We start from the raw sequence: 23,492 nt of genomic DNA on the forward strand, positions 1-23,492 counted from the left end.
GAGTTTAACCGAGCGTTCGCACCTGTGGCCGGGACCAATGCGCAACAGGGGCAATCATCAGTTCGTGCAATGCCCAGACCAACGCATCCAGGCGATCAGGACTGCCCTTGCCCTCATACCCTGTCGGGGTCATCTGGCACATTTGATCTTCAAGCTGGGAAAAGAAACCCGCGTGATAGACTTTGCCCTGCTCATAAAGTGCTGCCACCGGTTCTGCCCGTTGTGCCTTGCCCCGGCTGGCATGAACCGCTCGATAAGGCACCGAGGGATCAATCTGGCGCACCACCTGCTCCACCAGAGCCCCACCCTGATTGACTTCGGCCACCAGACGGTCTGCCCCATGTCGGTGCATGGCCGCCAGCGCCGCCTCGGCCCATTCTGTCGGCGTTGCCCCGGAGGTTGAGGCATCCTCAAGCACATATGCACGCCAATCACGTGGATGCCCTTCGGTCACGGCGCCCACAACGACGATACCGCATTCATCCGACCCTTTATGCGCGGTGACAGACGGGTCAACGGCAACCACGATGCGGTTGAAATCCGGCAGCGCGCCCTCATGGCGCTTCTGGTCAATCTCCTTCATTTCCCACATTGCGCCTTCCACACCCTCCATCAGCACCCCGTCCAGCTCCTGTCGGCCAAGATGCGTGCCCGCATAGCGGTGGCGCACCTCCTCAAGAAAACTTTTCGCAAGATAGGCCCGGTTGGCTTCGGTTGGTGCATGGGTGGTGACGGTCGAGGGGTTGGCCAGAATTTCTTTCAGCACATTGACATTGCGCGGCGTGGTGGTGATCACCTGCCGTGGATGCGCGCCCAGACGCAAACCGAACTGAAGCATATCCCAGGTCTCTTCGGCCTTTTTCCATTTCGCCAGTTCGTCCACCCAGGCTGCATCAAACTGCGGCCCGCGCAGCCCTTCTGGATCGCTGGCGGAAAACACCTGCGCCACCGCCCCGTTCGGCCAGACCAGCTGGCGGCGCGAGGCAATCCACTCCGGCCGGCGATCAGGCGGCGAACATGCGATAATGCCACTTTCGCCAAACACCATCACATCGCGGGTCTGATCAAAGGTCTCACCTATCAAGGCAACCCGACGCGAGCGGCCCGGATCAAAAGGGCCATCCCCCTCGACCTCAGCGCGCACCCACTCGGAGCCAGCGCGGGTTTTCCCCGCGCCGCGCCCCCCCATGATCACCCAGCTACGCCAGTCCCCTTCCGGCGCCACCTGATGCGGCAGCGCCCAGAAGTCGAAAATGTAAGGAAGGGCTGCAATTGCGCCGTCAGTCAGGCTGCTCAGGAAGGCCTCTTGCTCGTCTGACGTCGCGCAGGCAAGCCAGTCTGCGCCCGATCTCTTCTCTGGCCTGAGCAAGGTTGAGGCTGGTTCCAGCCGCTCCTTGCCCGGCAGTTTTGCTAGTCTGTTCAAGTCTCTTCCTTTCATCAAATACGGTCTGCAGAGCCTTGCGCAATTCGGTCGATGTTTTCGCCAAACCACATTCGCCCTCACTCATTCCTTCTTCAGAAGCCCGCAACTGGCGCTCCAACTCATTCAAAACACGATTAAACAATCCATTGGCGATTTCGATATAATCCATCGCCTCTGTATCTGCTTCCAAAGGCTTATTATTGCTCATCTTTTTGTGTCTGCCTCTCATGCTCTCGTCCGCACGAGCGACATGAAAAAACGGCCCGAGGCAAATGCCTGGGCCGTTGATCCACGTCTTCTAGCGTAATTGAAAACTTACCGGGGACCGTGCGCACGGTCAAATCGCGCACTGGCAACAGCGCACGATCTGTTCATCGGATGTTTACTGTTTCGCACGCTCCGCTTCGATTTTGCGCCAGTTGGCGACATTGGCATTGTGCTCTTGCAAGGTGGTTGCGAAAGCATGCCCGCCGGTTCCATCCGCGACGAAGAACAGGTAATCCGTGTTCGCTGGGTTCAGGGCAGCCTCGATCGCTGCGCGTCCCGGATTGGCGATCGGTGTGGGCGGAAGCCCGTCTATGACATAGGTGTTATAGGGGGTTTCCCGCCGCAATTCTGATTGCCGCAATCCCCGGCCCAGAGCGCCTCGCCCCTTGGTGATACCATAGATCACGGTCGGGTCGGTCTGAAGACGCATTCCTTTGTTCAGGCGGTTCACGAATACGCTTGCAACCTGACGACGCTCCTCGGCCAGACCGGTTTCCTTTTCGACGATCGAGGCCATGATCAGCGCCTCTTCCGGGTTGGCATACGGCACCCCCTCTGCCCGATTTTTCCAGGCTTCCAAAAGGGTAATTGCCTGCGACGCCATCATTTCGGAAATCAGCTCTGATCGGGCGCGACCGGCTTTCATCTCATAGCTGTCCGGCGCAAGGCTGCCTTCGGCCGGAACCCCGGCAATCTCACCAGACAAGAAATCAGCGGCTTTCAGGCTTTCCACCACCTGCCAGCTGGTGACACCTTCCGCAATCGCGATGCGGTAACGGGTGTCGGCCTCTTCTCTCTTCGAGAGGTAAACATCCGGGGCCGCCCCTTCGAGCTCTGCCGGTTTGAACTCGGCTGCCACCTTGTATTCCTGCGAGACGGGATCCAGCTCACGCACTTGCATGACCGCGCTCAGGACGCCGATACGATAGAGAATTTCCGTGCCACATGTCGACGCCCCGCCACGGGTGACAATCTCGATGATATCTGCCATCGAGGCCCCTTCAGGCACCAAAAAGGACCCGGCCTTAAGCTGGCTGGACTTTTCGGAATAGCTGACACCGACCCGAAAGACCTGAGGATAGGAAATCGCCCCCAGGGTCTCCAGATTTTTTGACACCCGATTGAAATTCGACCCACGCTCTACCTTGAGACAGACCGCCTGTGCCAGAGGCCCCGCTTGGGTAAACTCACGTTTGCCCCAAGCGATCATCCCCACCCCGACAATCAGGATGAGGATGAAAAGCGTCAGCGCGTTGGACGCGATGTTTCGCCACATCAGTCAGTGACCTTGCCCATAACAAGACAGGCATTGGTGCCGCCAAACCCGAAACTGTTCGACAGGGTGATGTTGATTTCGCGCGGTTCGGCCTTGTTGGCCGCCAGCGACAGGCGCGGCTCAACTGCCGGGTTATCGAGGTTCAATGTTGGCGGTGCAATCTGGTCGCGGATTGCCAAGGCACAGAAGATCGCTTCCACCGCACCCGCGGCGCCCAGCAGGTGACCGATTGAGGATTTGGTCGAGGACATAGTGACCTTGCCGGCCGCGTCGCCCAGCAGACGCTCAACCGCGCCCAGTTCGACAGTATCCGCCATGGTCGAGGTACCGTGGGCGTTGATATAATCAACGGCGGACGGTTCCAGCCCAGCCTTTGCAAGGGCAGCGGTCATCGCGCGGAACCCCCCATCACCATCTTCTGAGGGCGCGGTGATGTGATAGGCATCACCGGACAGGCCATAGCCCAGAACTTCGGCATAGATCTTGGCACCGCGCGCCTTGGCGTGTTCGTATTCTTCCAGTACTACGATCCCGCCACCTTCGCCCATCACGAACCCGTCCCGGTCGTTGTCATATGGGCGGCTGGCCGCCTTGGGGTCATCTTCGCGCTTGGTCGAAAGGGCCTTACAGGCGTTGAAACCCGCAATGCCGATCTCACAGATTGCGGCTTCGGCACCGCCAGCCACCATCACATCTGCATCCCCGGACTGGATCAGACGGGTTGCATCACCGATAGCGTGCGCACCGGTCGAGCAGGCGGTCACAACCGCATGGTTCGGACCTTTGAAGCCGTATTTGATGGACACCTGTCCAGAGATCAGGTTGATCAGCGAACCGGGAATAAAGAAAGGCGAAACGCGGCGGGGGCCACGTTCCTTGATCAGCACAGCCGTATCCGCAATTGACGACAGCCCGCCAATGCCGGACCCAATCATCACGCCCGTACGCAGGCGACTTTCCTCTGCATCCGGGGTCCAGCCCGCATCGGCCAATGCCATATCCGCAGCTGCGATACCGTACAGGATGAAGTCATCCACCTTGCGGCGCTCTTTCGGAGCCATCCAGTCATCGGGGTTGAACGTCCCGTCAGTGCCATCACCAAACGGCACTTCGCAGGCATATTTGGTGGTTACATTAGAGGCATCAAACTTGGTGATCGGACCTGCGCCCGACTGCCCGTCCAGAATACGTTTCCAAGTTTCCTCGACCCCGCAGGCCAGCGGAGATACCATGCCCAGACCTGTCACTACCACTCGACGCATATTTGTAGCCCTTTCAAAGGTATTTCAAACTCTCGCGTTAAATAACGCGGGCAAGCCATGCGGGGCAAGGCGTTTTCCGGAAACGGGCAACTGCCCGCACATCGTTCCGCCCTGCCTGCAGGAAAATTACCTGTTCACAAACGAAAAACGACGCCCCAAAGGGCGCCGTTTCCCAATTTCTGTCACGCGCGCTTATTGAGCTTCGGTGATGAACTTTACGGCGTCGCCGAAGGTCTGGATGGTTTCGGCAGCGTCATCCGGGATCTCAATGCCGAACTCTTCCTCGAAAGCCATAACCAGCTCAACTGTGTCCAGGCTGTCTGCGCCCAGGTCGTCAATGAACGAGGCCGATTCCGTAACCTTGTCCTCTTCCACACCCAGGTGCTCAACAACGATTTTTTTCACGCGATCTGCGACGTCGCTCATGGTAAATCCTCACATTATTCAGGGCTTGTGCCCTTTGGGTCGGGCCGGAGCCCTGTCTCATTTGGCCTCGAAAGACCGCTCAGTTTCCCGCGCGTTATGCCGAGATCCCCAGACATGCAAATGCGCCCGGGGGAAAACCTGCGCCGCCTATACCACATCGGGTAAGATAGGCAAACCATTTCAGGGATCAAGGGGCAGGCACACCCGGCCCCTTGATCAAAGCCTTAAAGCATCGCCATGCCACCGTTGACATGCAGCGTAGTACCGGTCGTGTAACCTGCTTCGTTTGACGCCAGATACAGAACTGCGGCCGCAATTTCATCCGCACTGCCCATACGTGCAGCCGGAATTTGCACGTTGATCTTGTCTTTCTGATCATCGCTCAGCTTGTCGGTCATTGCGGTTGCAATGAAGCCCGGCGCCACACAGTTAGCGGTGATCCCGCGGCTCGCAACTTCATAGGCCAGCGATTTGGTCATGCCGACCATGCCCGCCTTCGACGCGGCATAGTTCACCTGACCGGGGTTTCCGGTGGCGCCCACGATCGAACTGATATTGACGATTCGCCCCCAGCGCGACTTCATCATCGGGCGCATCACCCCACGGCAGAGCCGCATGGTCGAGGTCAGGTTCACGTTGATCACGCTATCCCATTCCTCATCCGACATGCGCATGAAGATCTGATCCCGGGTGATACCAGCATTGTTCACCAGAATATCGACCGATCCCATCACCTCAATCGCCTGCTTGGGCAGGGCATCCACCGCCTCGCCATCCGAAAGGTTGCAGGGCAGCACATGCGCGCGCTCCCCCAGTTCAGAGGCCAAAGCCTCAAGCGGTTCCACCCGGGTTCCTGACAGCGCAACAGTCGCCCCCGCGCCGTGAAGCACCTTGGCAATCGCGCCCCCAATACCACCCGAGGCGCCTGTGATCAGCGCATTTTTACCGGTCAGATCAAACATCTGCTTTTCCTTCTTTGCTTTCCAGCCCCCTCAGCCCTGTGAAAGGAAACAAACGAGTGCTTCCCTACGAGACCGGCGGCTCTTCTGAATTATCCGTTCAGCGCCTCAATGGCAGCTTTCACATCCTCAGGTGTGCCCACCGCACGGCAGGTCACATCCTTGGCAATCCGGCGGATCATGCCCGAAAGCGCCTTGCCAGCACCGATTTCCCAGACTTCATTCACGCCTTCATTTGCCATCCACGCAACACTTTCGCGCCAGCGCACGGAACCGGTCACCTGCTCCACCAGCAAAGAGCGGATTGTCGCCGGATCGGAAAGCGCGGTGGCGCGCACATTGGCCACCAGCGGCACGCTGGGACGTTCCATATCCACTTCTGCCAGGGCCTGCGCCATCGCTTCGGCCGCAGGCTGCATCAGTTCACAATGGAACGGGGCGCTCACCGGCAGCAGCACGGCACGACGCGCGCCTTTCTGCTTGGCAATCTCAACCGCACGTTCTACTGCCTCCTTATGGCCAGACACCACAACCTGTGCGGGATCATTGTCATTGGCGGCCTGACAGATCTGCCCCTGTGCGGCTTCCTCGGCGACATCGGTCGCGGCGTCGAAATCCAGACCAAGCAGTGCCGCCATGGCCCCAACCCCGACCGGAACAGCCTCCTGCATCGCCTTGCCACGAATGCGCAGCAGGCGCGCCGTATCGGCGATGGAGAAAGTGCCCGCAGCGGCCAGCGCGGAATATTCCCCCAGCGAATGCCCGGCGACATAGGCGGCTGCGTCAATTCCCACACCTTCCGCTTCCAGTGCCTTCACAGCAGCCAGCGAGGTGGCCATCAGCGCGGGTTGCGCATTCTGGGTCAGGGTCAGCTCTGCCTGGTCCCCTTCCCAAATCAGGGTCGAAAGTTTTTCGCCAAGGGCCTCGTCCACCTCGTCAAACACAGCTTTGGCTTCCGGGTATGCCTCTGCGAGGGCTTTGCCCATGCCAATGGATTGGGCACCCTGCCCGGGAAATACGAATGCGCGGCTCATAACCCCTCCTTTGCCCAATCGGACAGATTTCTTTCCCCAAGGGCATAGCCTGCGGGGGAAGCGGGCGCAACGGGTTTAAACTGCACCAAAAAAAATGGGGCGCTGCCGCACCCCATCCGTGGTTCGCGCCTCGCCCAGATCGCGCCGTACTGCGCATGGATCCAGGCTCAGGCAGGACCGGTTTCGTCAGGCGTCGAGTGTTGCACGCCTCATATCTGCTTTGATGCGCATTAGCAGAGGATACAACAGGTCCTCCGGCCCGGCAGCCACTTCGAAAGCCAACGGGGCATCGTTGCGGCGCACATAAAGAACGGCATCGTCCCCCTCATATGCCGGGCGCGAGACAAACAGATCTCCTGCCTGCTGAAGCGGCATTTCAGCGACCACAGAAAAGCGGCCATTTGCGCGCCGCAGACCGCGACGCAGCTGGCGCCTTTCGAGATCAACCTGCGTTTCTTCACACCGGTCATTGGTGCCACTCCAGAACAGAACCGACCCGAGCAGGGCAAAAAGCACGCTCACCCCGATCTTGAACGGGATGACATCAGGGTGCACGGATGCGCCGGGCATCACCCAAAGGCCAACCGCAACCAGCAAAAGAACAATCCCGCCATAGCGCAACAGGAGGTAGCCAGCCCTCATCGCAACGCCCGCAGCATCGCAAGAGGTGATCATGTACCCCCAGCGCGTGTGGGTCAGCTCCGGCCCCTGGTCTTCCGACCCGAGGGATTTGACATCGTTGATATCGTTGATCAGAACGCTCATTACGCAACATCCTTCCTTGCCGTCTTTCCGTTAATCATTTGCGCTGAAAGGTGGCGGGAATGGGGCAGCGGAGAGGAGTTGTTTTGACACCCACCACCTTCGCTGTTCTGGCGCATACGCCTGACACGGGGGGCGCTTCCCCCTGCCCCTTGCATCCTGGCCCGATCCGTGTATAAGGCCCTGTCCTTTCCGCATGTCTTGAACTGCGTTGCCTCTCGTGAATGGGTCGCGGAAAGGTTGGACCCATACTTTGAAGCACGTGTAAATAACAGGAGCTCACATGCCGCTTTATGAGCATGTCTTCATCTCGCGCCAGGACCTGTCCAACGCGCAAGCTGAAAACCTCGTCGAACATTTTGGCACCGTGCTGGCCGACAACGGCGGTAAAGTCGTTGACAGCGAGTACTGGGGCGTCAAAACGATGGCCTACAAGATCAACAAGAACCGCAAAGGGCATTATGCCTTCCTGAAAACCGACGCGCCTGCCGCTGCGGTTCAGGAAATGGAACGCCTGATGCGCCTGCATGACGACGTGATGCGGATCCTGACCATCAAGGTCGATGATCACGCTGAAGGTCCGTCGGTTCAAATGCAGAAACGTGACGAACGCGGCGACCGCCGTGGCCGTGACCGCTAAGTTCGGAAGGATCTAAACAATGGCTAGCAAACCGTTTTTCCGCCGCCGCAAGGTCTGCCCGTTCTCGGGTGACAACGCCCCGAAGATCGATTACAAAGACACCCGTCTGCTGCAGCGCTACATCTCTGAGCGTGGCAAAATCGTGCCTTCGCGCATCACCGCCGTTTCGGCCAAGAAGCAGCGTGAACTGGCCCGTGCCATCAAACGCGCCCGCTTCCTCGCCCTGCTGCCCTACACCGTGAAGTAAGGAGAACATCATGCAAGTTATCCTTCTGGAACGCGTGGCCAAACTGGGTCAAATGGGTGACGTGGTTGACGTCAAGCCGGGTTACGCCCGCAACTTCCTGCTGCCGCAAGGCAAAGCCCTGACCGCATCGCAAGCCAACATCGCTGGCTTCGAAGCTCAAAAGGCTCAGCTGGAAGCCCGCAACCTCGAAACCAAAAAAGAAGCTGAGGCTCTGGCTGAGAAGCTGGACGGTCAGCAGTTCATCGTGATTCGCTCCGCTTCGGATGCCGGTTCGCTCTACGGTTCCGTCACCCCGCGTGACGCCGCAGATGTGGCCACCGAAGCTGGCTTCTCGCTGGACAAAAAACAGGTTGCCCTGAAAGCTCCGATCAAGGATCTGGGTCTGCATGCCGTGCATGTGCGCCTGCACCCTGAAGTCGAAGTTGACATCTTCCTCAACGTGGCCCGTTCGGAAGAAGAAGCCGAACTACAAGCCTCGGGCAAGTCGATCCAAGAACTGGCTGCAGAAGCTGAAGCCGAAGCTGAATTCGAAATCGCCGAACTGTTCGACGAAATCGGTGCCGCTGCTTCGGATGATGACGACGCTCTGGCTCCGGTCGCTGAAGACGCTTCGGAAGAAGAGTAATCTTCTTTTGATACACAATTAGAAAGGCCGCTCGAGTGAGCGGCCTTTTTTCTTTGCCCGAACCTCTGCCAACAACAAGCGTTTGACTTTCACATCAACACCAGCAATGTCTCTTCTCAAAGATTGGGAAGCTCATGATCGTAAAAGACCAACCCTCAGCGCTGCAGTTATTCTTTGCCATGCAAGGATCAATCGTTCCGAAAATAAGCATGAAGCTGTTTCTTATCGCAGCCCTGTCCCTTGCTATCTTCTTGATCGACCGCAGTGTGATACCGCTCCCACGTATCTCAATCACAGCGATGGGGATATTCGGCGTCGCCCTGTCCCTGTTTCTGGGGTTCCGCAACAACGTAGCCTATGATCGCTGGTGGGAAGGGCGCATTTTATGGGGCAAGATGATTGCCGACACGCGTAACCTGGGACGCAATGCTCAGATCTTTCTGGCGGATGCCGAGCAGAGAGAGCACCTTATTTCGACCGTCATGGCCAGCATCCATTTTCACCGTGGCTTCCTGCGCTCTGTGGATGCGCAGGCCGAGGTTGACCAGTGGATAGGCAAAGACTTGGGTCAGGAGCTTTCCAAATACCAGAACCCTGCCAATGCAGCCCTGCAAGAGGCCGCAAAGCAGATCGGCAACCTGACGCGCGCAAAAAGCCTCTCGGGTTTTGGGCAATTGGAGCTGTCCCGCACTCTGGCCTCGCTGACCCAATCGCAAGCGGGATGTGAGCGCATCGCAAGCACCCCCCTTCCCTATGTCTATTCACTGCTGATCCGCCGCACGACCTATATCTATTGCTGGCTTCTGCCATTTGCGCTTCTAGACAGCACCGGGGGTTTTGCACCTATCCTGTCTGCGGTCGTCGCCTATGTCTTCTTTGGATTGCAAGCCGTAACGCATGAGCTGGAAATGCCCTTTCAGAACATCGCAAATGGCCTGCCGCTTGACGCTATGTGCCGGATCATTGAGATTTCGGCAGCAGAATCGCTGGGACACGTGCCCCCGCCCCCGCTTACCCCAGTCGATTATGAGCTTACTTAGTCATACCTCACATTTCGCGCCGTTCCTTTGTTCTTTTCGCAACCACATTGCCACTAATTGGCTGCGGCCGCCACAGACAGGGTGATTCCAGACACTCTACCGGGGCGGATGCGTTCAACCCACCGCTCTATCCCAACGAGACCCCCGAACTGCGCGCCCTGATCAACAAATGGGCCGACCATTACCAGATCCCGCGCGAGCTGGTGCATCGCCAGGCCGTGCGCGAAAGCACCCACCGCCCCTGGGCGCGCAACGGACCCTATTGGGGGCTGTTGCAGATCCTGCCCCAGACCGCCCGCACCATGGGCCATCGAGGCCCGGCAGAAGAGCTGCTCGACCCAGATGTGAACCTGAAATATGCAGGGAAATACCTGAAAGGTGCTTATCTGGTGTCGAATGGCAGCATTGAAGGCGCAATGAAATGGTACGCACGCGGCTATTATTATGAGGCAAAGCGGCTGGGGCTGCTGGTGGAAACGGGGCTGCGACCGGGGTAATACTCCCGCGTCTTTACGGCCTTTGGCCGACAGGCTTGGGCGTGGCCTCGCTTCGCTCGGGAAGGGGCCTTGCCCCTCTTGTCCCCTTTGGGGGCCAATTCACCCAGGATATTTTTGACCAGAAAATGCGGCAAAAAGGCCGGGGATCGTTCCCGTTCGAACCGGCACAAAAAAGGCCGCCCCAAGCGGGACGGCCTTTTCATAAGCGGGAATGCCCGTCTTATTCGTCTTCCAGCGCCTCAACGGCCTTTTGAAGATCGTCTTTCGACACTTCTTTTTCCGACACATCAGCCAGTTCAAAGATGTAGTCAATGACCTTATCTTCGAACAGCGGTGCCTGGATCTGCTGGCGCATCTGCGGGTTTTGCTGAACGAATTCAAAGAACTGACGCTCCTGCCCCGGGTATTGACGCGCCTGGTTCATGATCGCCTGGGTGAACTCTGCATCAGAGACCTGGATCTCGTTTTTCTGGCCCAGTTCGGCCAGCAGCAGACCAAGGCGCACACGACGTCCGGCCAGTTTGTTGTGCTCGTCGGTGGGTTCAACTTCCGGGTGGTCGTGGCCTTCCACTTCCGGGTTTTCCTCATGCCACAGCTGATGAGCGATCTGCTTGGCTTCTGCATCCAGCAGCGACGGCGGCAGGTCGAACTCAACCAGCTTGTCCAGCTCATCCAGCAGGCCACGCTTCATCACGGCACGGGCTGCACCGCCGAACTCAGCTTCAAGACGCTCGGCGATCTGAGTTTTCAGAGCCTCGAGGCCTTCGGCACCGAATTTCTGGGCCAGCTCATCATTGATTTCTGCGGCAACCGGTTCCTTCACCTCATTCACGGTGCATTCGAACACGGCATCTTTACCAGCCAGGTGCTCAGCGCCGTATTCAGCGGGGAAGGTCACTTTGACTTCCACTTCTTCACCGGCCTTGGCACCAACCAGTTGGTCTTCGAACCCCGGAATGAACGAATTCGAGCCCAGAACCAGCGGGTAATCGTCGCCAGCGCCGCCTTCAAAGGCTTCGCCGTCCACTTTGCCCAGGAAGTTGATCACAACCTGGTCACCGTCTTTGGCTTTCGATCCCTTTTTGCGGGCTTTGAAGTCCTGCGCGGTTTCAGCCAGGTTGCCCAGAGCTTCGTCCATATCAGCGTCACCAGCCTTCACAACCAGTTTCTCGAGCTTGATGCCCTTCAGGTCGACTTCCGGAATTTCCGGCAGAGCTTCGTAGGTCATTTCAACCTCGACGTCGTCGCCTTCTTTCCAATCTTCGTTGGTCATTTTCACATCGGGCTGCAGAGCCGGACGGTCGCCGCTTTCCTCGAAGTGCTTGTTCATCGCACCATCAATCGATTCCTGCATGGCTTCGCCCATCAGGCGCTGACCAAACTGCTTTTTCAGAAGCGCCATCGGCACCTTGCCCTTGCGGAAACCTTTCATCTCCACTTCCGGCTGCGCCTCGGCCAGCTTTTCATTGACCTTTGCGTCCAGATCGGCCGCGGGAACCACGATTTTGTAACCGCGTTTCAGGCCTTCATTCAGGGTCTCGGTGACCTGCATGTCGTTGTCCTTCTTTCATCTTTGGTGCGGGTGGAGGGACTTGAACCCCCACGCCTCGCGGCGCCAGAACCTAAATCTGGTGCGTCTACCAATTTCGCCACACCCGCATAACCTTAACGGCGCACCGGTTGATTTCTGTCTGACCGGACGCCGAATTCGCGCCCTTCTAGCAAAGGACGCCGAGGGATGCGAGAGGAAAAATCGCAAAGTGAGTCCGCTTTGCCACGTTGCTTTGATGATTTTCCATCTGCCCGGAAAAATCGTCGCCCTTAACCGTTTGTTGGCCTATCGTCAGTATCTAAAGAGCAGCGCCCCGCAAGAGGGCAAAAACAAAGATGCAGGTGGTGTCCCCATGACGTTTCAAACACGGGGGCTTGTTTCGGCATATGATCGACAGGCCCGACATATTTATTCTTCCGGTATTGGCGCAGATGCGCGGGTTTTGACATTGTCAGGTGAAAAGCCGATCACCGAGATCAAGGCCGGAGAGCGTCTGGTGGCCGCAGATGTAGGTGTTGTCCGTCTTCGTGCCATCAGCCGAAAGACGATGCACCTGCAGGACATGATCCGCATCAATCCAACAGCGATGTTTGGAATGTCCGGAAAGGACGCCTTTCACGTAGCACCAAACCAACCTATTCTGCTCCGGGGCTGGATGGCAAAAGCCATGTTTGGAAAAGAACAAACGCTTGTGGCAGCACATTGCCTTGTGGATGGAGAACTGTTCAGCCGCCCGACTGGGGCAGGCACAGTCACTCTATTTCAGTTGCATTTCGCAAAACGTCATCTGATCCGCATCAATGGCCGGGACATGTCATCTACGCCCCTCCCCGCGCTGAAAGGGGCTTGATGGAAACAATGCCGCGCACTTCGGCGCATTGCCTCCAAATGCGCAACAGCCACATTAACAAACCTCACCGCTGCCCCAATTCTGCCCCATTTCCAAGCAAATGGTTACTCAGGGATAAATCCGAACTGATGTAAAAGGGTGCTGCCATGACTGCCTTGACCAGCAACAACGTATTTCACGACGCCACACCTGCCCAGACGGGCCTCACGAAAGGTACGATCGTCCTGACGTTGCGTGGCGAGGTCGCCGTGGAAGACCTGCGCGAAGGCGACCGCATCATCACACGTGATGTCGGAGCCCAACCGTTGCGCGCGATTGAGCAGAGCACCGCCAAAAGCGCGCTCATCCAGAAAGGCAGCCTCGGTGCGAACATGCCGGAACGTGACACCCGCGTGGCCGCTGAGCAGGCCATCCTGCTGCGTGGCGAGAAAACTTCTCTGGTCAGCGTCAGCAGTCTGGCAGGCGAAGTGCGGGGAACTCTGGAAAAAACGACGATCTATCGCCTCATCTTCGACCGCAACCATGTCATATACGCAAACGGTGCTGAGCTGACGACGGGTTAAGCCCCGATTTTCCGAAACACCTTTGGCAACATCTCCGACAGATCCTCCGCGATCAGCCCGGGGCCGAAATCCAACGCGCATTCCACATGCAGCCAGGCGGCCGTTTCGGCGGCCTGCATTGGCGAAAATCCCCGCGCCAACAGCCCGGTGATAAACCCGGCCAACACATCCCCAGCCCCCGCTGTCGCAAGCCAGGGCACAGCTCTTTCATAATGCGCTGAATTGATTGAACATTGCCCATCCGGGGCCGCAATCACCGTATCCGCTCCCTTGAACAGAACCACACAGCCAGACCGCACCGCCGCCTCGCGCGTTGCATCCACTTTGGAGTATGCCGGGCCTTTGGTGGCGGGCGCGTTCAGCTTCTCGGCAATGTCAGGGAACAGCCGCGCGAACTCGCCCGCATGAGGGGTCAGCACGCAGTTCTCGTGCAGCATGTCGAACAGCACAGACGGATCGTCCCTAAATGCCGTCAGAGCATCCGCATCCAGCACCGTCGCGCGTTTCGCGGCCAAGGCCACCGGCACCAAGTCCCGCGCACGCTCCACGCCCAAGCCGGGACCAAGGCACAGCGCATTGAGCCGCTCATCCGCCAGCACAGCCTGCAACACCTGCGCATCCCCCACCGGAGACAACATGATTGCGTCCAACCGTGCTGCGTTTTCTTGCAGCGCACCGGGTGTCGGGGCGACGGTGACAAGCCCTGCCCCGATGCGGAGTGCGCCACGGGCGGCAAGACGGGCTGCGCCGCCTTTGCCAGAGGGGCCAGACAGGATGAGGGCGTGGCCGTGGGAGAATTTGTGGTCGTTGCGGTGCCGATATTTATCAAAACCAAATGTGTTACCGGTTTGTTTGGCCGATCCTTTGAGCCAAGAACGCAAACCTATGTCCACCAGCTTCAATTTGTGAGACCGCTTAGCTCCCGTATACAAGTGGTGCCCAAGTTTAGCCCGGTGAAACGTAACCGTTAGATCGGCAAGAGTCGCCATCGCCTCCAACGTTGTCGACAAATCGGGTTCGCCTGCCGACGGAACAAGCACTTTTCCACTGTCACTACATAGACCGCTGGGAATATCGACAGACACGATTGGGGGCCAACTGGCGTCCCTTTCTTCGAGGCGTTGGTAGCAACCTGCATCAACGCAGTCATACATATCCAACAGCGTAAATCTAATGTCTTCAATTGGGCGGGTAAGACCTGTTCCAAACAGAGCGTCCACCACAATTGCTGGGCGATGCACCGAAGGTTCGTAGTTATTCGGTAGTGTTTCAACCTCACCCAACTCCACCCACCGTTCATAGTTCACCCGCGCGTCCGGGGGCAACTTCTCGGCGTCCCCATACAGAAACACCTCAACCTCCCAGCCCCATTCTTTCAACAGCCGTGCCACAACGAACCCATCGCCGCCGTTGTTCCCCGGCCCGCACAGCACCACCGCTTTGTGAGAGGTCTTTGCAAGTTCGGGCCATTCCTCGAAAATCGCCTCGACCACGCCCCTGCCCGCGCGCTCCATCAGCTCAAGCCCGGTGACCTCGCCTGAGTCGATGGCCGCTTGCTCGATCGCCCGCATTTGGGCCGCTGTCAGCAATTCCGTCATCTCGATCCTTTCTACAATTGCACAATTTCACGCCATGTCGCCTAAATTTTGTGCAGATACCCAAAAACTGGCACAGCTGCGCGCCGTAACAGAGGCCAACAATTGTCCGGCCACAGGGAACATGGTCTGTCTACTTCTAAAGCGTTTCGCCAGAAATCTGTATCACTGATTTGGGGCGAAACGATCGGAACGTAGATCTGTTGTGCTGCGTTTTGCTTTCTCCTGAGGCCAGGCAAAAAGCAAGACGCTTTAACACGCAAACTGCCATTGGGGGAAGCCAGATGAAAAAGATCGAAGCGATCATCAAACCGTTCAAACTGGACGAGGTGAAAGAAGCGCTTCAGGACATCGGCGTTCAAGGTCTGTCGGTGATCGAAGTGAAGGGGTTTGGCCGCCAGAAAGGTCATACCGAGCTGTATCGCGGCGCCGAATACGTGGTCGATTTCCTGCCCAAAGTGAAGATCGAAGTGGTTCTGCCCGCCGATCAGGTGGACGAAGCCATCGAAGCCATCGTTGAGGCCGCCAAGACCGACAAGATCGGTGACGGTAAAATCTTTGTCTCCCCCGTTGAACAAGCCATTCGCATCCGCACCGGTGAAACCGGTCTGGACGCCGTGTAATCCGCCCCTTTCCCGGGCATCCAAGTTTCTGAAACAAAGGAAAAAGCAATGAGCACACAAGCCGTACTCAAGCAAATCAAGGACGAAGACATCGCCTATGTCGACATCCGCTTCACCGACGTGCGCGGCAAGCTGCAGCACGTGACCGTGGACAGCGATCTGGTGGATGAGGACTTCCTGGAAGAAGGCTTCATGTTCGACGGGTCGTCGATTGCCGGTTGGAAGTCGATCGAAAACTCCGACATGAAACTGATGCCGGACACCAACAGCACCTATGTTGATCCGTTCTATGCCGAAAAAACGCTCTGCGTGCACTGCTCCATCGTGGAGCCGGACACCGGTGAGAAATACGGCCGTGACCCGCGCGGCACCGCCGAAAAAGCCGAGGCCTACCTGAAGTCGTCGGGTATTGGCGATGTGGCTTACATGGGGCCGGAAGCAGAGTTTTTCCTGTTCGACAACGTGCGTTACCAGGTTGGCATCAACAAAGTGTCTTACGAAGTGGACGCCGTGGACGCCTCGTGGAACACCGACACCGATTATGAAATGGGCAACTCGGGCCACCGTCCGGGCGTCAAGGGCGGTTATTTCCCGGTCAACCCGATTGACGATGCACAGGACATCCGCGGTGAAATGCTGTCGACCATGAAGTCGCTGGGCATGAAAACCGACAAACACCACCACGAGGTGGCGTCGTGTCAGCACGAGCTGGGTCTGATCTTCGACACCCTGACCAAACAGGCTGACGAGCTGCAGAAATACAAATACATCATCCACAACGTGGCCCACGCTTATGGCAAGTCGGCGACCTTCATGCCGAAGCCGATCTCGGGTGACAATGGCACCGGCATGCACGTGAACATGTCGATCTGGAAAGACGGTAAGCCGCTGTTCGCAGGCGACAAATACGCCGACCTGTCGCAAGAGGCGCTGTGGTTCATCGGTGGTGTTCTGAAACACGCCAAGACCCTGAACGCTTTCACCAACCCGTCGACCAACAGCTACAAACGCCTGATCCCCGGCTTTGAAGCCCCGGTTCTGCGCGCCTATTCGGCCTCGAACCGTTCGGGTTGCGTGCGTATTCCGTGGACCGAAAGCCCGAAAGCCAAGCGCGTGGAAGCCCGCTTCCCCGATCCGGCCGCGAACCCCTACCTGTGCTTTGCCGCCCTGCTGATGGCTGGCCTTGACGGCATCAAGAACAAGATCGATCCAGGCCCCGCTCAGGACAAGAACCTTTATGATCTGCCGCCGGAAGAGCTGGAAGGCATCCCGACGGTCTGTTCCAGCCTGCGTGAAGCACTGGATTCACTGGCTGCTGATCACGACTTCCTGCTGGCCGGTGACGTGTTCACCAAAGACCAGATCGACGGGTATCTCGACCTGAAATGGGATGAGGTTTACGCCTACGAACACACCCCGCACCCGATCGAATTCCAGCTTTACTACAGCTGCTGATCGCTTTTGCGGTTCATCACACCAAGGGCGCCTTCGGGCGCCCTTTCCTTTTTAGAAGCCATTTTTGCCCCGGCTTGGTATTGAAGTTCCGCCAGTAGAAGGGGCGGAAAACAGGGTTAACACAGCTTAAGACCTGAGGCACCGCCAGCCATATCGGCATGCAATTGGTCCATTTTAGCCGTATTTCTTTCCCGTAAACTGCATATTCACGAGGCATTCTGAGGTCAGAAGACCCCCAACCCGCGCCTGAATGCCCTGAAACCAATTGAGACCTTAGCCATGCCCCTCTTTGCACCAAAACATAAGAAACGGACCCCGATGACACGGTCCGGAAACCTGTTTTCCCGGCTCTTCCCCCAACGTCGCTCAGCCAATCCGCCGCGCACAATCCGCCGTTGGACCCCGCAACAAGGGTTTGTCGAAATCCCCGTTGGCTGCTGACACTAAAGCGTTTCGAGATTAACTTGAGACACAAGTTGATTTCGAAACGCCCGCGACATCAGTAGGTTTCGAGCGTTTCGCCTCATTATTGTGTCTCAATAATAAGGCGAAACACTTTAGGCGCAGAGTGACCAGAATGTCAGACCCACTCGGGTTGTGGTAAACTGATCCCAAGCTCCGCCAACCGCGTATCGCGCAGGACAAAGCTGTGGATCGAAAAGATCACGGCACGTGTCTTCGGCAGGCGTCGCATTCCTTGCCGCTCCACCCGCAGAAATTTGCGCCCTGACTGCACCGGGTCCCTCTTCTCCCCTTCCCGGCGCGGTTGATGCAGTTCAGGATCCCCGTAAACCAGAGCATTCGCCCGCCACATCGGGCGGCCAACCTGAATACCGTCAAACAGGCGCTGAACCCGGCGGGCAATTTCGGGCGTATATTCCTCAACCGGCACATGAATACGGGTCATGGGTTGCAGGAATTTCTGCTCCAGCGTCCAGCTGGCAGGAAAGCACAGGATTGCCCCGGTCAGCACGTGCTCATCCCCGATCTTTTCCATGATAACAAAATCTTCCTGAACCAAGGCTCCGACGGTCAGGAGCGGTGCAGCGCGATTGATCTCAATTTGCGCCCCGTCGGGACATATCACCCTCTCGGCGTGGATTTCGAAGTCACTGCGCGCACGCAATTCCTCCAATACCGTCTCTAAAAGCTCTTGTGCGGCAGGCAGGGCCGTTTCCGACAGGCGGTGCACGGCATCCCCCTTGTCTGACATCAGCTGACGGCGGTGGTTCATCTGGGCGCCATAGGCATCATCAACCCAAAGCCATTCCCCGGGAGCGGTCGGAGTCAGTCCTGGCAGGCGGCGAGTATGCTCATCCTCCCATGGACGAAATGGCAGTTCCAGTTGGCAAATTTCGACCATTCTAACTTCATGCTTCTGGACATTTGATCCGCCCCACCGTGACAAAGCCCGGTTGGGCTGACAAGCGGGGCCGTGCCGTGACGGACGCCTTTTGTCACGTCCCCTCACGTTCCTGTGCATTTGCACAACAATCCCTTGAGACCTGGGGCATCTGCCCCCAATCTCAGGGCAACACTGGTCAGTCCCTTGTCGGACGGGCTCTGGGAAAAGGAACACCGGCCCCAACCACCGGGACCGGCAAGAAAAAGGATCTGAGGATGCCGACCGAGCGTTTCACTTTCAAAGGGCATGGCGGACATGATCTGGCGGGGCGGCTGAACCTGCCTTCGGGACCGCATCTGGGCACTGCCCTGTTTGCCCATTGCTTCACCTGCGGCAAGGATATTGCGGCCGCCCGACGCATCGCGGATCGCCTTGCCGGGCTGGGCATCGCCGTTTTGCGGTTTGACTTCACCGGGTTGGGGCAGTCAGATGGCGCGTTTGAACACACCCATTTTTCTTCGAATGTAGAAGATATCCTGCTCGCCGCACAGGCTTTGAAAGCGCGCGGTATGGCCCCGGACCTCCTGATTGGTCACTCGCTGGGGGGCGCAGCCATCCTCCGGGCGGCGGCACAATTACCGGATACGCAGGCCGTCGTGACCATCGGCGCGCCCTCGACGCCTGCCAATGTCATCCGGCAATTTGAAACCGCCCTGCCCGATCTCAACGCCGAGGGAACAGCCCGTGTCCAACTTGGCGGTCGCCCGTTCACCCTTCGACAAAGCCTTGTTGATGATTTGCAGGAGCAGAAGATCGATGAGGCCATCCATAATCTGAATGCCGCCCTGCTGGTGCTGCATGCCCCGCGCGACGAAGTGGTCTCGATTGACCATGCCGCGAAGATTTTCATCGCGGCCAAGCATCCGAAAAGCTTTATCACCCTTGATGATGCCGACCATCTGATCACCCGACAGGCGGATGCGGAATATGTGGCCGAGGTGATTTCGGCCTGGGCAACCCGTTACATCGACCTGACCCCACCGGCCCCTCCGATAGGCGCGCCAGAGGGCATCGTCCGGGTGGCCGAAGCAGATGCAGACGGTTTTTTGCAAGACATTCAGGCCGGACCTTTTCATCACACCCAGGCCGATGAACCAATGGCCTATGGCGGCACCAACAAGGGCATGTCGCCTTACGGGTTTCTCTCAGCCGGGCTTGGGGCCTGCACGTCCATGACCATCCGCATGTATGCGCGCCGCAAAGGCTGGCCGCTGACCCATGTGCGGGTGGATGTCAGCCATAACAAGGTTCACGCGCAGGATGCCGACACCAGCACACGGGCAAAGATCGACAAGTTCCGCCGCGAGGTGATGTTGGACGGACCGCTCAGCCAGGACCAGCGGCTTCGACTTCTGGAAATTGCTGATCGCTGCCCGGTGCACCGCACACTTGAAGGCACAAGTGAAGTGGAGACCGTGCTGGTCGAGGCATAAGCCTGGTCATTCCCGCCACAATTCAGGTGAAAATACCGCTCCTTGCCGTGCGAATGCCGTTTTGCCTTGACCTCGTCCGCCCGCCTTACGAAAACGCTGAGCATGAGCACTGGTAAACTGACAATTGATCTTGATGCCGTGGCCGCAAACTGGCGGGCACTGGATGCGAAAACCGCAAATGACGTGCAGACCGCCGCGGTGGTCAAGGCCGATGCCTATGGGTTGGGTGTGGCAAAAACCGCGCGGGCGCTGGCCGCCGCAGGCGCACGCCGCTTTTTTGTCGCCGCCGCTGAAGAAGGGGCTGCCCTGCGCGAAGCCTTGGGACCGGGACCGGAAATCAGCGTGTTTTCCGGCCACATGTCCGGCGACACCGACATGATCCATGATCTGGGTCTTGTGCCGATGCTGAACTCGGTCGAACAGGTCACCCGCCATTTCGAAGCCCTGCCCGGGCACCCGTTTGGGGTCCAGCTTGATACCGGCATGAACCGCCTTGGCATGGAACCGGGCGAGTGGGCAGCCTTGCGCGACATCTGTCTGGCGCAGGGGCCGCGTCTGGTCATGAGCCACCTTGCCTGTGCGGATGAACCGGACCACGAGATGAACAAACGCCAGCTTATGGCGTTTCATGACATGACCGACGGCATTGATGCCCCGCGCAGCCTGTCTGCCACCGGGGGGATTTTGCTGGGGGACGATTACCACTTTGACCTCACCCGCCCCGGAATTGGCCTTTATGGCGGATTTCCGTATGAAGATGCGCAGCCCGTGGTGGAACTGGACACCCCGGTTATTCAGATCCGCGACGTGGCCATCGGCGAAAGTGTCGGATATTCAAACACCTGGATCGCAGAACAGCCCACGCGTGTAGCCACGGTGGCTGCCGGGTATGCGGATGGCGTAAATCGCGCGATTTCCAACAAGGCGGTGTTGTTTCACGAAGACACCCCCTGCCCGATCCTGGGCCGCGTTTCGATGGACATGATCGGCGTCGACATCACCCATCTGGACGTCCTGCCCAAATCCCTGACCCTTTTGGGCGAACATCAAAGCGTTGATGACCTTGCCGCCGTGGCCGGGACCATCGGCTATGAAATTCTGACACAGCTGGGCGCACGTTATTCCCGCCGCTATGCACGGGGCCGGGAATGACCACCCTGACCACCCCTTTGGCAGCAATCGGCCGCTCGGTTCTTGGCTTTCTGGCCCTGATCGGTCGGGTAGCGATTTTTGCCGGGCAGGCGCTGGGCCATATCCTGCGCCCCCCCTTCTACCCGCGCGAATTTCTCTCCTCGGTGATCAATATCGGCTATTTCAGCCTGCCCGTTGTGGGGCTGACCGCCATTTTCACCGGAGCGGCGCTTGCCCTGCAGATCTATTCCGGCGGACAGCGGTTTTCGGCCGAGGCTGTGGTGCCGCAGATTGTTGCCATTGGCATGGTGCGAGAGCTTGGTCCGGTGCTGGTGGGGTTGATGATCGCCGCCCGCGTCACCTCCTCCATCGCGGCTGAAATTGCCACAATGAAGGTGACCGAGCAGATTGATGCGCTGGTCACCCTGTCGACACACCCGATGAAATACCTCACCGCTCCGCGCGTGCTGGCCGCCATTCTGGTGGTGCCGGCCCTGGTTGGGATTGGCGATGTGATCGGCATCATGGGGGGTTATATCGTCGGCACCAAGCAACTGGGCTTTGCCCCTGGCGCTTATATCACCAACACCTGGAATTTCCTTGAAAGCGCCGACATTGTATCTTCTCTGGTCAAGGGGGCGGTGTTCGGGTTTATCGCCGCCGTGATGGGCTGCTTTCACGGTATGAATTCCGGGCGCGGCGCACAGGGGGTCGGTCGTGCCACCAAGACTTCGGTCGAGGCCGCCGCCGTGATGATCCTCGCCGCCAACTTCCTTCTCACCAGCTTTTTCTTTGTCTCATGATTGAACTCAAAAACGTCCACAAAGCCTTTGGTCCGAAACGCGTTCTGGATGACGTTGACCTTACGATCAACAGGGGCGAAAGCATGGTGATCATCGGTGGATCAGGCACCGGGAAATCTGTGCTGCTCAAATGTATTCTTGGATTGATGCAACAAGATAGCGGGCTGATCACGCTGGACGGGGAAGACACATCAAAAGTGGAGCGTGATGCGTTTCTGGCCCGATTTGGTATGCTGTTTCAGGGGGCGGCGCTGTTTGACAGTCTTCCTGTCTGGCAAAATGTCGCCTTTCGCCTGTTGCGTGGATCGCTGAAACGCCCGCGGGAAGAAGCCCGTGAGATTGCCATTGAAAAGCTGCGCCGCGTGGGGCTGACCCCTGACGTGGCCGATCTGTTCCCGTCCGAACTTTCTGGCGGGATGCAGAAACGTGTGGGCCTTGCCCGTGCCATTGCCGCAGAACCCGAGATCATTTTCTTTGACGAACCCACCACCGGGCTCGATCCGATCATGTCCGGTGTGATCAATGACCTGATCCGCGAGATTGTGGTGGAAATGGGCGCAACCGCGATGACCATCACCCATGACATGTCTTCGGTCCGGGTGATCGCAGACAAGATCGCCATGCTGCATGCTGGCAAGATCCAGTGGACCGGCCCGGTGAGTGAGATGGACACCTCTGGCGACCCCTACGTGACCCAGTTCATTTCCGGCAGCGCGGAAGGGCCGATTGAAGCGGTGAGGTGATGAGATCCGTTCTGTTGTTCGTGGTTTCCATTCCTGGAATCTACTTCAATCCGGTTCTCATCGTCTGGTTTGTCACTATGCTTGCCAAACATGGACTGATCTTTTCACCAATCCGTGCCTTCAACGTGATGAAACCATTATCAAAAGCTGTGCTTTACGGCTTCGTACCCGATGCAATTCTAACCAATGTAATTACGTTCTCATTGGGGAAATCGAACCTCCTCGTCATCCTACCAGCGGTCATCGGGATATCGTTCTCAGCTTATATGCTGCATTGGGAATTGATTATAAACTCCGCGAACTCCCGCCGGACAAATATTTATGTTCTGAATGTGGGGTTAATAATGACCTTATCTTTGGGCTGGTGTATCTTCGTAATGGAAAAGAGTCTTTTCGTATGACCCTCCGCCTAGCCAACCTCGGCCTTCTCATCGCCTTCCCCATCGCCTGGTTTGCCCCGCTCCTGCGCGCGGGCCTGAACCTTCCATTTTTTGGCACGGATGAAATCAGCGTGATTTCGGGGCTGCAGACCCTCTGGGCAAAAGATGTATTCCTGGCGCTGCTGGTCACGTTTTTCGCCGTTGTCGCCCCCCTTCTGAAAACGCTGGGGCTTGCGTTGATCCAGTTTGGACAGATGCGGCGCAAAATGCTGCCGGTTTTCAACCTGATGGGCAAACTGGCGATGGCCGACATCTTTCTTGTGGCGCTTTATATCATTGTTGCTAAGGGCATGACCCTCACCCGGATCGAGGTGGCCTGGGGGCTTTACCTGTTCAGCGCCTGTATCCTGACCTCTCTCGCCATCTCGCTTCTGACCGGGAAACGGTTCCAAACCGGAAAGAGCACCGGGTAGGCCCAACAACACTCCCCCTTGCATGGGC

General features: G+C 57.8%; 25 protein-coding genes and 1 tRNA gene. 14 read left to right on the forward strand and 12 right to left on the reverse strand.

What is annotated here, in order from left to right:
- Positions 1-4: 4 nt before the first annotated feature.
- From AKJ29_RS16555 to AKJ29_RS16585, 8 genes are all read right to left on the reverse strand, one after another.
- Complete coding sequence (locus AKJ29_RS16555; protein ID WP_055192711.1) at positions 5-1,297, reverse strand: DNA-packaging protein; 1,293 nt, start codon at positions 1,295-1,297, stop codon at positions 5-7.
- Positions 1,281-1,631, reverse strand: coding sequence for a permease (locus AKJ29_RS20255; RefSeq protein WP_235477641.1), 351 nt, complete (start codon positions 1,629-1,631; stop codon positions 1,281-1,283). Before AKJ29_RS20255 ends, AKJ29_RS16555 begins: the two co-directional genes overlap by 17 nt.
- Before the next feature lie 174 nt (positions 1,632-1,805).
- Positions 1,806-2,966 (reverse strand): endolytic transglycosylase MltG, encoded by a 1,161-nt coding sequence (gene mltG, locus AKJ29_RS16560; RefSeq protein ID WP_055192639.1) that lies wholly within the window; start codon positions 2,964-2,966, stop codon positions 1,806-1,808.
- Positions 2,966-4,228 (reverse strand): beta-ketoacyl-ACP synthase II, encoded by a 1,263-nt coding sequence (fabF, locus tag AKJ29_RS16565; RefSeq protein WP_055192640.1) that lies wholly within the window; start codon positions 4,226-4,228, stop codon positions 2,966-2,968. Before fabF ends, mltG begins: the two co-directional genes overlap by 1 nt.
- 192 nt (positions 4,229-4,420) lie before the next feature.
- Entirely contained in the window at positions 4,421-4,654 is a 234-nt protein-coding gene (locus AKJ29_RS16570; RefSeq protein WP_055192641.1) for an acyl carrier protein, read from the reverse strand.
- A gap of 224 nt (positions 4,655-4,878) precedes the next feature.
- Positions 4,879-5,616 carry a 3-oxoacyl-[acyl-carrier-protein] reductase gene (fabG, locus tag AKJ29_RS16575; protein ID WP_055192642.1) on the reverse strand — a complete coding sequence of 246 codons (738 nt, stop codon included), beginning with the start codon at positions 5,614-5,616 and terminating at the stop codon, positions 4,879-4,881.
- An 89-nt stretch (positions 5,617-5,705) separates the two neighbouring features.
- The gene (gene fabD, locus AKJ29_RS16580; RefSeq protein WP_055192643.1) at positions 5,706-6,647 is read right to left on the reverse strand and encodes an ACP S-malonyltransferase; all 942 of its coding nucleotides are present in this window, start codon (positions 6,645-6,647) and stop codon (positions 5,706-5,708) included.
- Positions 6,648-6,833: 186 nt separating this feature from the next.
- On the reverse strand, positions 6,834-7,412 hold the full coding sequence (locus tag AKJ29_RS16585; RefSeq protein ID WP_055192644.1) for a hypothetical protein: 579 nt from the start codon (positions 7,410-7,412) through the stop codon (positions 6,834-6,836).
- A gap of 280 nt (positions 7,413-7,692) precedes the next feature.
- Here AKJ29_RS16585 and rpsF point away from each other — a divergent pair, with 280 nt between their 5' ends.
- From rpsF to AKJ29_RS16610, 5 genes are all read left to right on the forward strand, one after another.
- Entirely contained in the window at positions 7,693-8,049 is a 357-nt protein-coding gene (rpsF, locus tag AKJ29_RS16590) for a 30S ribosomal protein S6 (RefSeq protein WP_055192645.1), read from the forward strand.
- Positions 8,050-8,068: 19 nt separating this feature from the next.
- A complete protein-coding gene (rpsR, locus tag AKJ29_RS16595; protein WP_055192646.1) occupies positions 8,069-8,296 on the forward strand; it encodes a 30S ribosomal protein S18 in 228 nt (75 codons plus the stop codon).
- A 10-nt stretch (positions 8,297-8,306) separates the two neighbouring features.
- Complete coding sequence (gene rplI / locus AKJ29_RS16600; RefSeq protein ID WP_055192647.1) at positions 8,307-8,921, forward strand: 50S ribosomal protein L9; 615 nt, start codon at positions 8,307-8,309, stop codon at positions 8,919-8,921.
- A gap of 134 nt (positions 8,922-9,055) precedes the next feature.
- A complete protein-coding gene (locus AKJ29_RS16605; protein WP_055192648.1) occupies positions 9,056-9,961 on the forward strand; it encodes a bestrophin family protein in 906 nt (301 codons plus the stop codon).
- Between the two features lie 56 nt (positions 9,962-10,017).
- On the forward strand, positions 10,018-10,458 hold the full coding sequence (locus AKJ29_RS16610) for a transglycosylase SLT domain-containing protein (protein ID WP_074963756.1): 441 nt from the start codon (positions 10,018-10,020) through the stop codon (positions 10,456-10,458).
- Between the two features lie 220 nt (positions 10,459-10,678).
- On the opposite strand, the gene tig is transcribed toward AKJ29_RS16610, so the two are convergent.
- Positions 10,679-12,010 (reverse strand): trigger factor, encoded by a 1,332-nt coding sequence (tig, locus tag AKJ29_RS16615; RefSeq protein ID WP_055192650.1) that lies wholly within the window; start codon positions 12,008-12,010, stop codon positions 10,679-10,681.
- Between the two features lie 22 nt (positions 12,011-12,032).
- Positions 12,033-12,117: transfer RNA gene (locus AKJ29_RS16620), tRNA-Leu, on the reverse strand.
- A gap of 245 nt (positions 12,118-12,362) precedes the next feature.
- On the opposite strand from AKJ29_RS16620, the gene AKJ29_RS16625 reads away from it, so the two are divergent.
- On the forward strand, positions 12,363-12,860 hold the full coding sequence (locus AKJ29_RS16625) for a Hint domain-containing protein (protein ID WP_161805472.1): 498 nt from the start codon (positions 12,363-12,365) through the stop codon (positions 12,858-12,860).
- A gap of 146 nt (positions 12,861-13,006) precedes the next feature.
- Entirely contained in the window at positions 13,007-13,423 is a 417-nt protein-coding gene (locus AKJ29_RS16630) for a Hint domain-containing protein (RefSeq protein WP_055192652.1), read from the forward strand.
- Here AKJ29_RS16630 and AKJ29_RS16635 read toward each other — a convergent pair.
- Entirely contained in the window at positions 13,420-15,021 is a 1,602-nt protein-coding gene (locus tag AKJ29_RS16635; RefSeq protein WP_055192653.1) for a bifunctional ADP-dependent NAD(P)H-hydrate dehydratase/NAD(P)H-hydrate epimerase, read from the reverse strand. The two genes, AKJ29_RS16630 and AKJ29_RS16635, sit on opposite strands and share 4 nt — an antisense overlap.
- A gap of 281 nt (positions 15,022-15,302) precedes the next feature.
- On the opposite strand from AKJ29_RS16635, the gene AKJ29_RS16640 reads away from it, so the two are divergent.
- Together AKJ29_RS16640 and glnA are read left to right on the forward strand one after the other, a co-directional pair.
- Entirely contained in the window at positions 15,303-15,641 is a 339-nt protein-coding gene (locus AKJ29_RS16640) for a P-II family nitrogen regulator (protein ID WP_055192654.1), read from the forward strand.
- Positions 15,642-15,689: 48 nt separating this feature from the next.
- A complete protein-coding gene (gene glnA, locus AKJ29_RS16645; RefSeq protein WP_055192655.1) occupies positions 15,690-17,096 on the forward strand; it encodes a type I glutamate--ammonia ligase in 1,407 nt (468 codons plus the stop codon).
- Positions 17,097-17,676: 580 nt separating this feature from the next.
- Here glnA and AKJ29_RS16650 read toward each other — a convergent pair.
- A complete protein-coding gene (locus AKJ29_RS16650) occupies positions 17,677-18,459 on the reverse strand; it encodes a heme-dependent oxidative N-demethylase family protein (RefSeq protein ID WP_055192656.1) in 783 nt (260 codons plus the stop codon).
- Positions 18,460-18,716: 257 nt separating this feature from the next.
- On the opposite strand from AKJ29_RS16650, the gene AKJ29_RS16655 reads away from it, so the two are divergent.
- The 5 genes from AKJ29_RS16655 (at position 18,717) to AKJ29_RS16680 (ending at position 23,464) form a co-directional block, all read left to right on the forward strand.
- Positions 18,717-19,934, forward strand: coding sequence for a bifunctional alpha/beta hydrolase/OsmC family protein (locus AKJ29_RS16655; RefSeq protein ID WP_055192712.1), 1,218 nt, complete (start codon positions 18,717-18,719; stop codon positions 19,932-19,934).
- A gap of 102 nt (positions 19,935-20,036) precedes the next feature.
- Positions 20,037-21,086 carry an alanine racemase gene (alr, locus tag AKJ29_RS16660; protein ID WP_055192657.1) on the forward strand — a complete coding sequence of 350 codons (1,050 nt, stop codon included), beginning with the start codon at positions 20,037-20,039 and terminating at the stop codon, positions 21,084-21,086.
- Positions 21,083-21,868, forward strand: coding sequence for an MlaE family ABC transporter permease (locus AKJ29_RS16665; protein ID WP_055192658.1), 786 nt, complete (start codon positions 21,083-21,085; stop codon positions 21,866-21,868). The genes alr and AKJ29_RS16665 overlap by 4 nt, the downstream gene beginning before the upstream one ends.
- The gene (locus AKJ29_RS16670) at positions 21,865-22,611 is read left to right on the forward strand and encodes an ABC transporter ATP-binding protein (RefSeq protein WP_055192659.1); all 747 of its coding nucleotides are present in this window, start codon (positions 21,865-21,867) and stop codon (positions 22,609-22,611) included. Before AKJ29_RS16665 ends, AKJ29_RS16670 begins: the two co-directional genes overlap by 4 nt.
- 397 nt (positions 22,612-23,008) lie before the next feature.
- Complete coding sequence (locus AKJ29_RS16680; protein WP_055192661.1) at positions 23,009-23,464, forward strand: paraquat-inducible protein A; 456 nt, start codon at positions 23,009-23,011, stop codon at positions 23,462-23,464.
- Positions 23,465-23,492: the final 28 nt, after the last annotated feature.

The organism is Aliiroseovarius crassostreae, from assembly GCF_001307765.1.
GTDB lineage: Bacteria > Pseudomonadota > Alphaproteobacteria > Rhodobacterales > Rhodobacteraceae > Aliiroseovarius > Aliiroseovarius crassostreae.

Excerpts from the sequence above, each read along its gene's own strand:
- AKJ29_RS20255 (WP_235477641.1), bottom strand. The coding sequence starts at position 1,631 with ATGAGCAATAATAAGCCTTTGGAAGCAGATACAGAGGCGATGGATTAT.
- mltG (WP_055192639.1), bottom strand. The coding sequence starts at position 2,966 with ATGTGGCGAAACATCGCGTCCAACGCGCTGACGCTTTTCATCCTCATC.
- fabF (WP_055192640.1), bottom strand. The coding sequence starts at position 4,228 with ATGCGTCGAGTGGTAGTGACAGGTCTGGGCATGGTATCTCCGCTGGCC.
- AKJ29_RS16570 (WP_055192641.1), bottom strand. The coding sequence starts at position 4,654 with ATGAGCGACGTCGCAGATCGCGTGAAAAAAATCGTTGTTGAGCACCTG.
- fabG (WP_055192642.1), bottom strand. The coding sequence starts at position 5,616 with ATGTTTGATCTGACCGGTAAAAATGCGCTGATCACAGGCGCCTCGGGT.
- fabD (WP_055192643.1), bottom strand. The coding sequence starts at position 6,647 with ATGAGCCGCGCATTCGTATTTCCCGGGCAGGGTGCCCAATCCATTGGC.
- AKJ29_RS16585 (WP_055192644.1), bottom strand. The coding sequence starts at position 7,412 with ATGAGCGTTCTGATCAACGATATCAACGATGTCAAATCCCTCGGGTCG.
- rpsF (WP_055192645.1), top strand. The coding sequence starts at position 7,693 with ATGCCGCTTTATGAGCATGTCTTCATCTCGCGCCAGGACCTGTCCAAC.
- rpsR (WP_055192646.1), top strand. The coding sequence starts at position 8,069 with ATGGCTAGCAAACCGTTTTTCCGCCGCCGCAAGGTCTGCCCGTTCTCG.
- rplI (WP_055192647.1), top strand. The coding sequence starts at position 8,307 with ATGCAAGTTATCCTTCTGGAACGCGTGGCCAAACTGGGTCAAATGGGT.
- AKJ29_RS16605 (WP_055192648.1), top strand. The coding sequence starts at position 9,056 with ATGATCGTAAAAGACCAACCCTCAGCGCTGCAGTTATTCTTTGCCATG.
- tig (WP_055192650.1), bottom strand. The coding sequence starts at position 12,010 with ATGCAGGTCACCGAGACCCTGAATGAAGGCCTGAAACGCGGTTACAAA.
- AKJ29_RS16625 (WP_161805472.1), top strand. The coding sequence starts at position 12,363 with ATGACGTTTCAAACACGGGGGCTTGTTTCGGCATATGATCGACAGGCC.
- AKJ29_RS16630 (WP_055192652.1), top strand. The coding sequence starts at position 13,007 with ATGACTGCCTTGACCAGCAACAACGTATTTCACGACGCCACACCTGCC.
- AKJ29_RS16635 (WP_055192653.1), bottom strand. The coding sequence starts at position 15,021 with ATGACGGAATTGCTGACAGCGGCCCAAATGCGGGCGATCGAGCAAGCG.
- AKJ29_RS16640 (WP_055192654.1), top strand. The coding sequence starts at position 15,303 with ATGAAAAAGATCGAAGCGATCATCAAACCGTTCAAACTGGACGAGGTG.
- glnA (WP_055192655.1), top strand. The coding sequence starts at position 15,690 with ATGAGCACACAAGCCGTACTCAAGCAAATCAAGGACGAAGACATCGCC.
- AKJ29_RS16650 (WP_055192656.1), bottom strand. The coding sequence starts at position 18,459 with ATGGTCGAAATTTGCCAACTGGAACTGCCATTTCGTCCATGGGAGGAT.
- AKJ29_RS16655 (WP_055192712.1), top strand. The coding sequence starts at position 18,717 with ATGCCGACCGAGCGTTTCACTTTCAAAGGGCATGGCGGACATGATCTG.
- alr (WP_055192657.1), top strand. The coding sequence starts at position 20,037 with ATGAGCACTGGTAAACTGACAATTGATCTTGATGCCGTGGCCGCAAAC.
- AKJ29_RS16665 (WP_055192658.1), top strand. The coding sequence starts at position 21,083 with ATGACCACCCTGACCACCCCTTTGGCAGCAATCGGCCGCTCGGTTCTT.
- AKJ29_RS16670 (WP_055192659.1), top strand. The coding sequence starts at position 21,865 with ATGATTGAACTCAAAAACGTCCACAAAGCCTTTGGTCCGAAACGCGTT.
- AKJ29_RS16680 (WP_055192661.1), top strand. The coding sequence starts at position 23,009 with ATGACCCTCCGCCTAGCCAACCTCGGCCTTCTCATCGCCTTCCCCATC.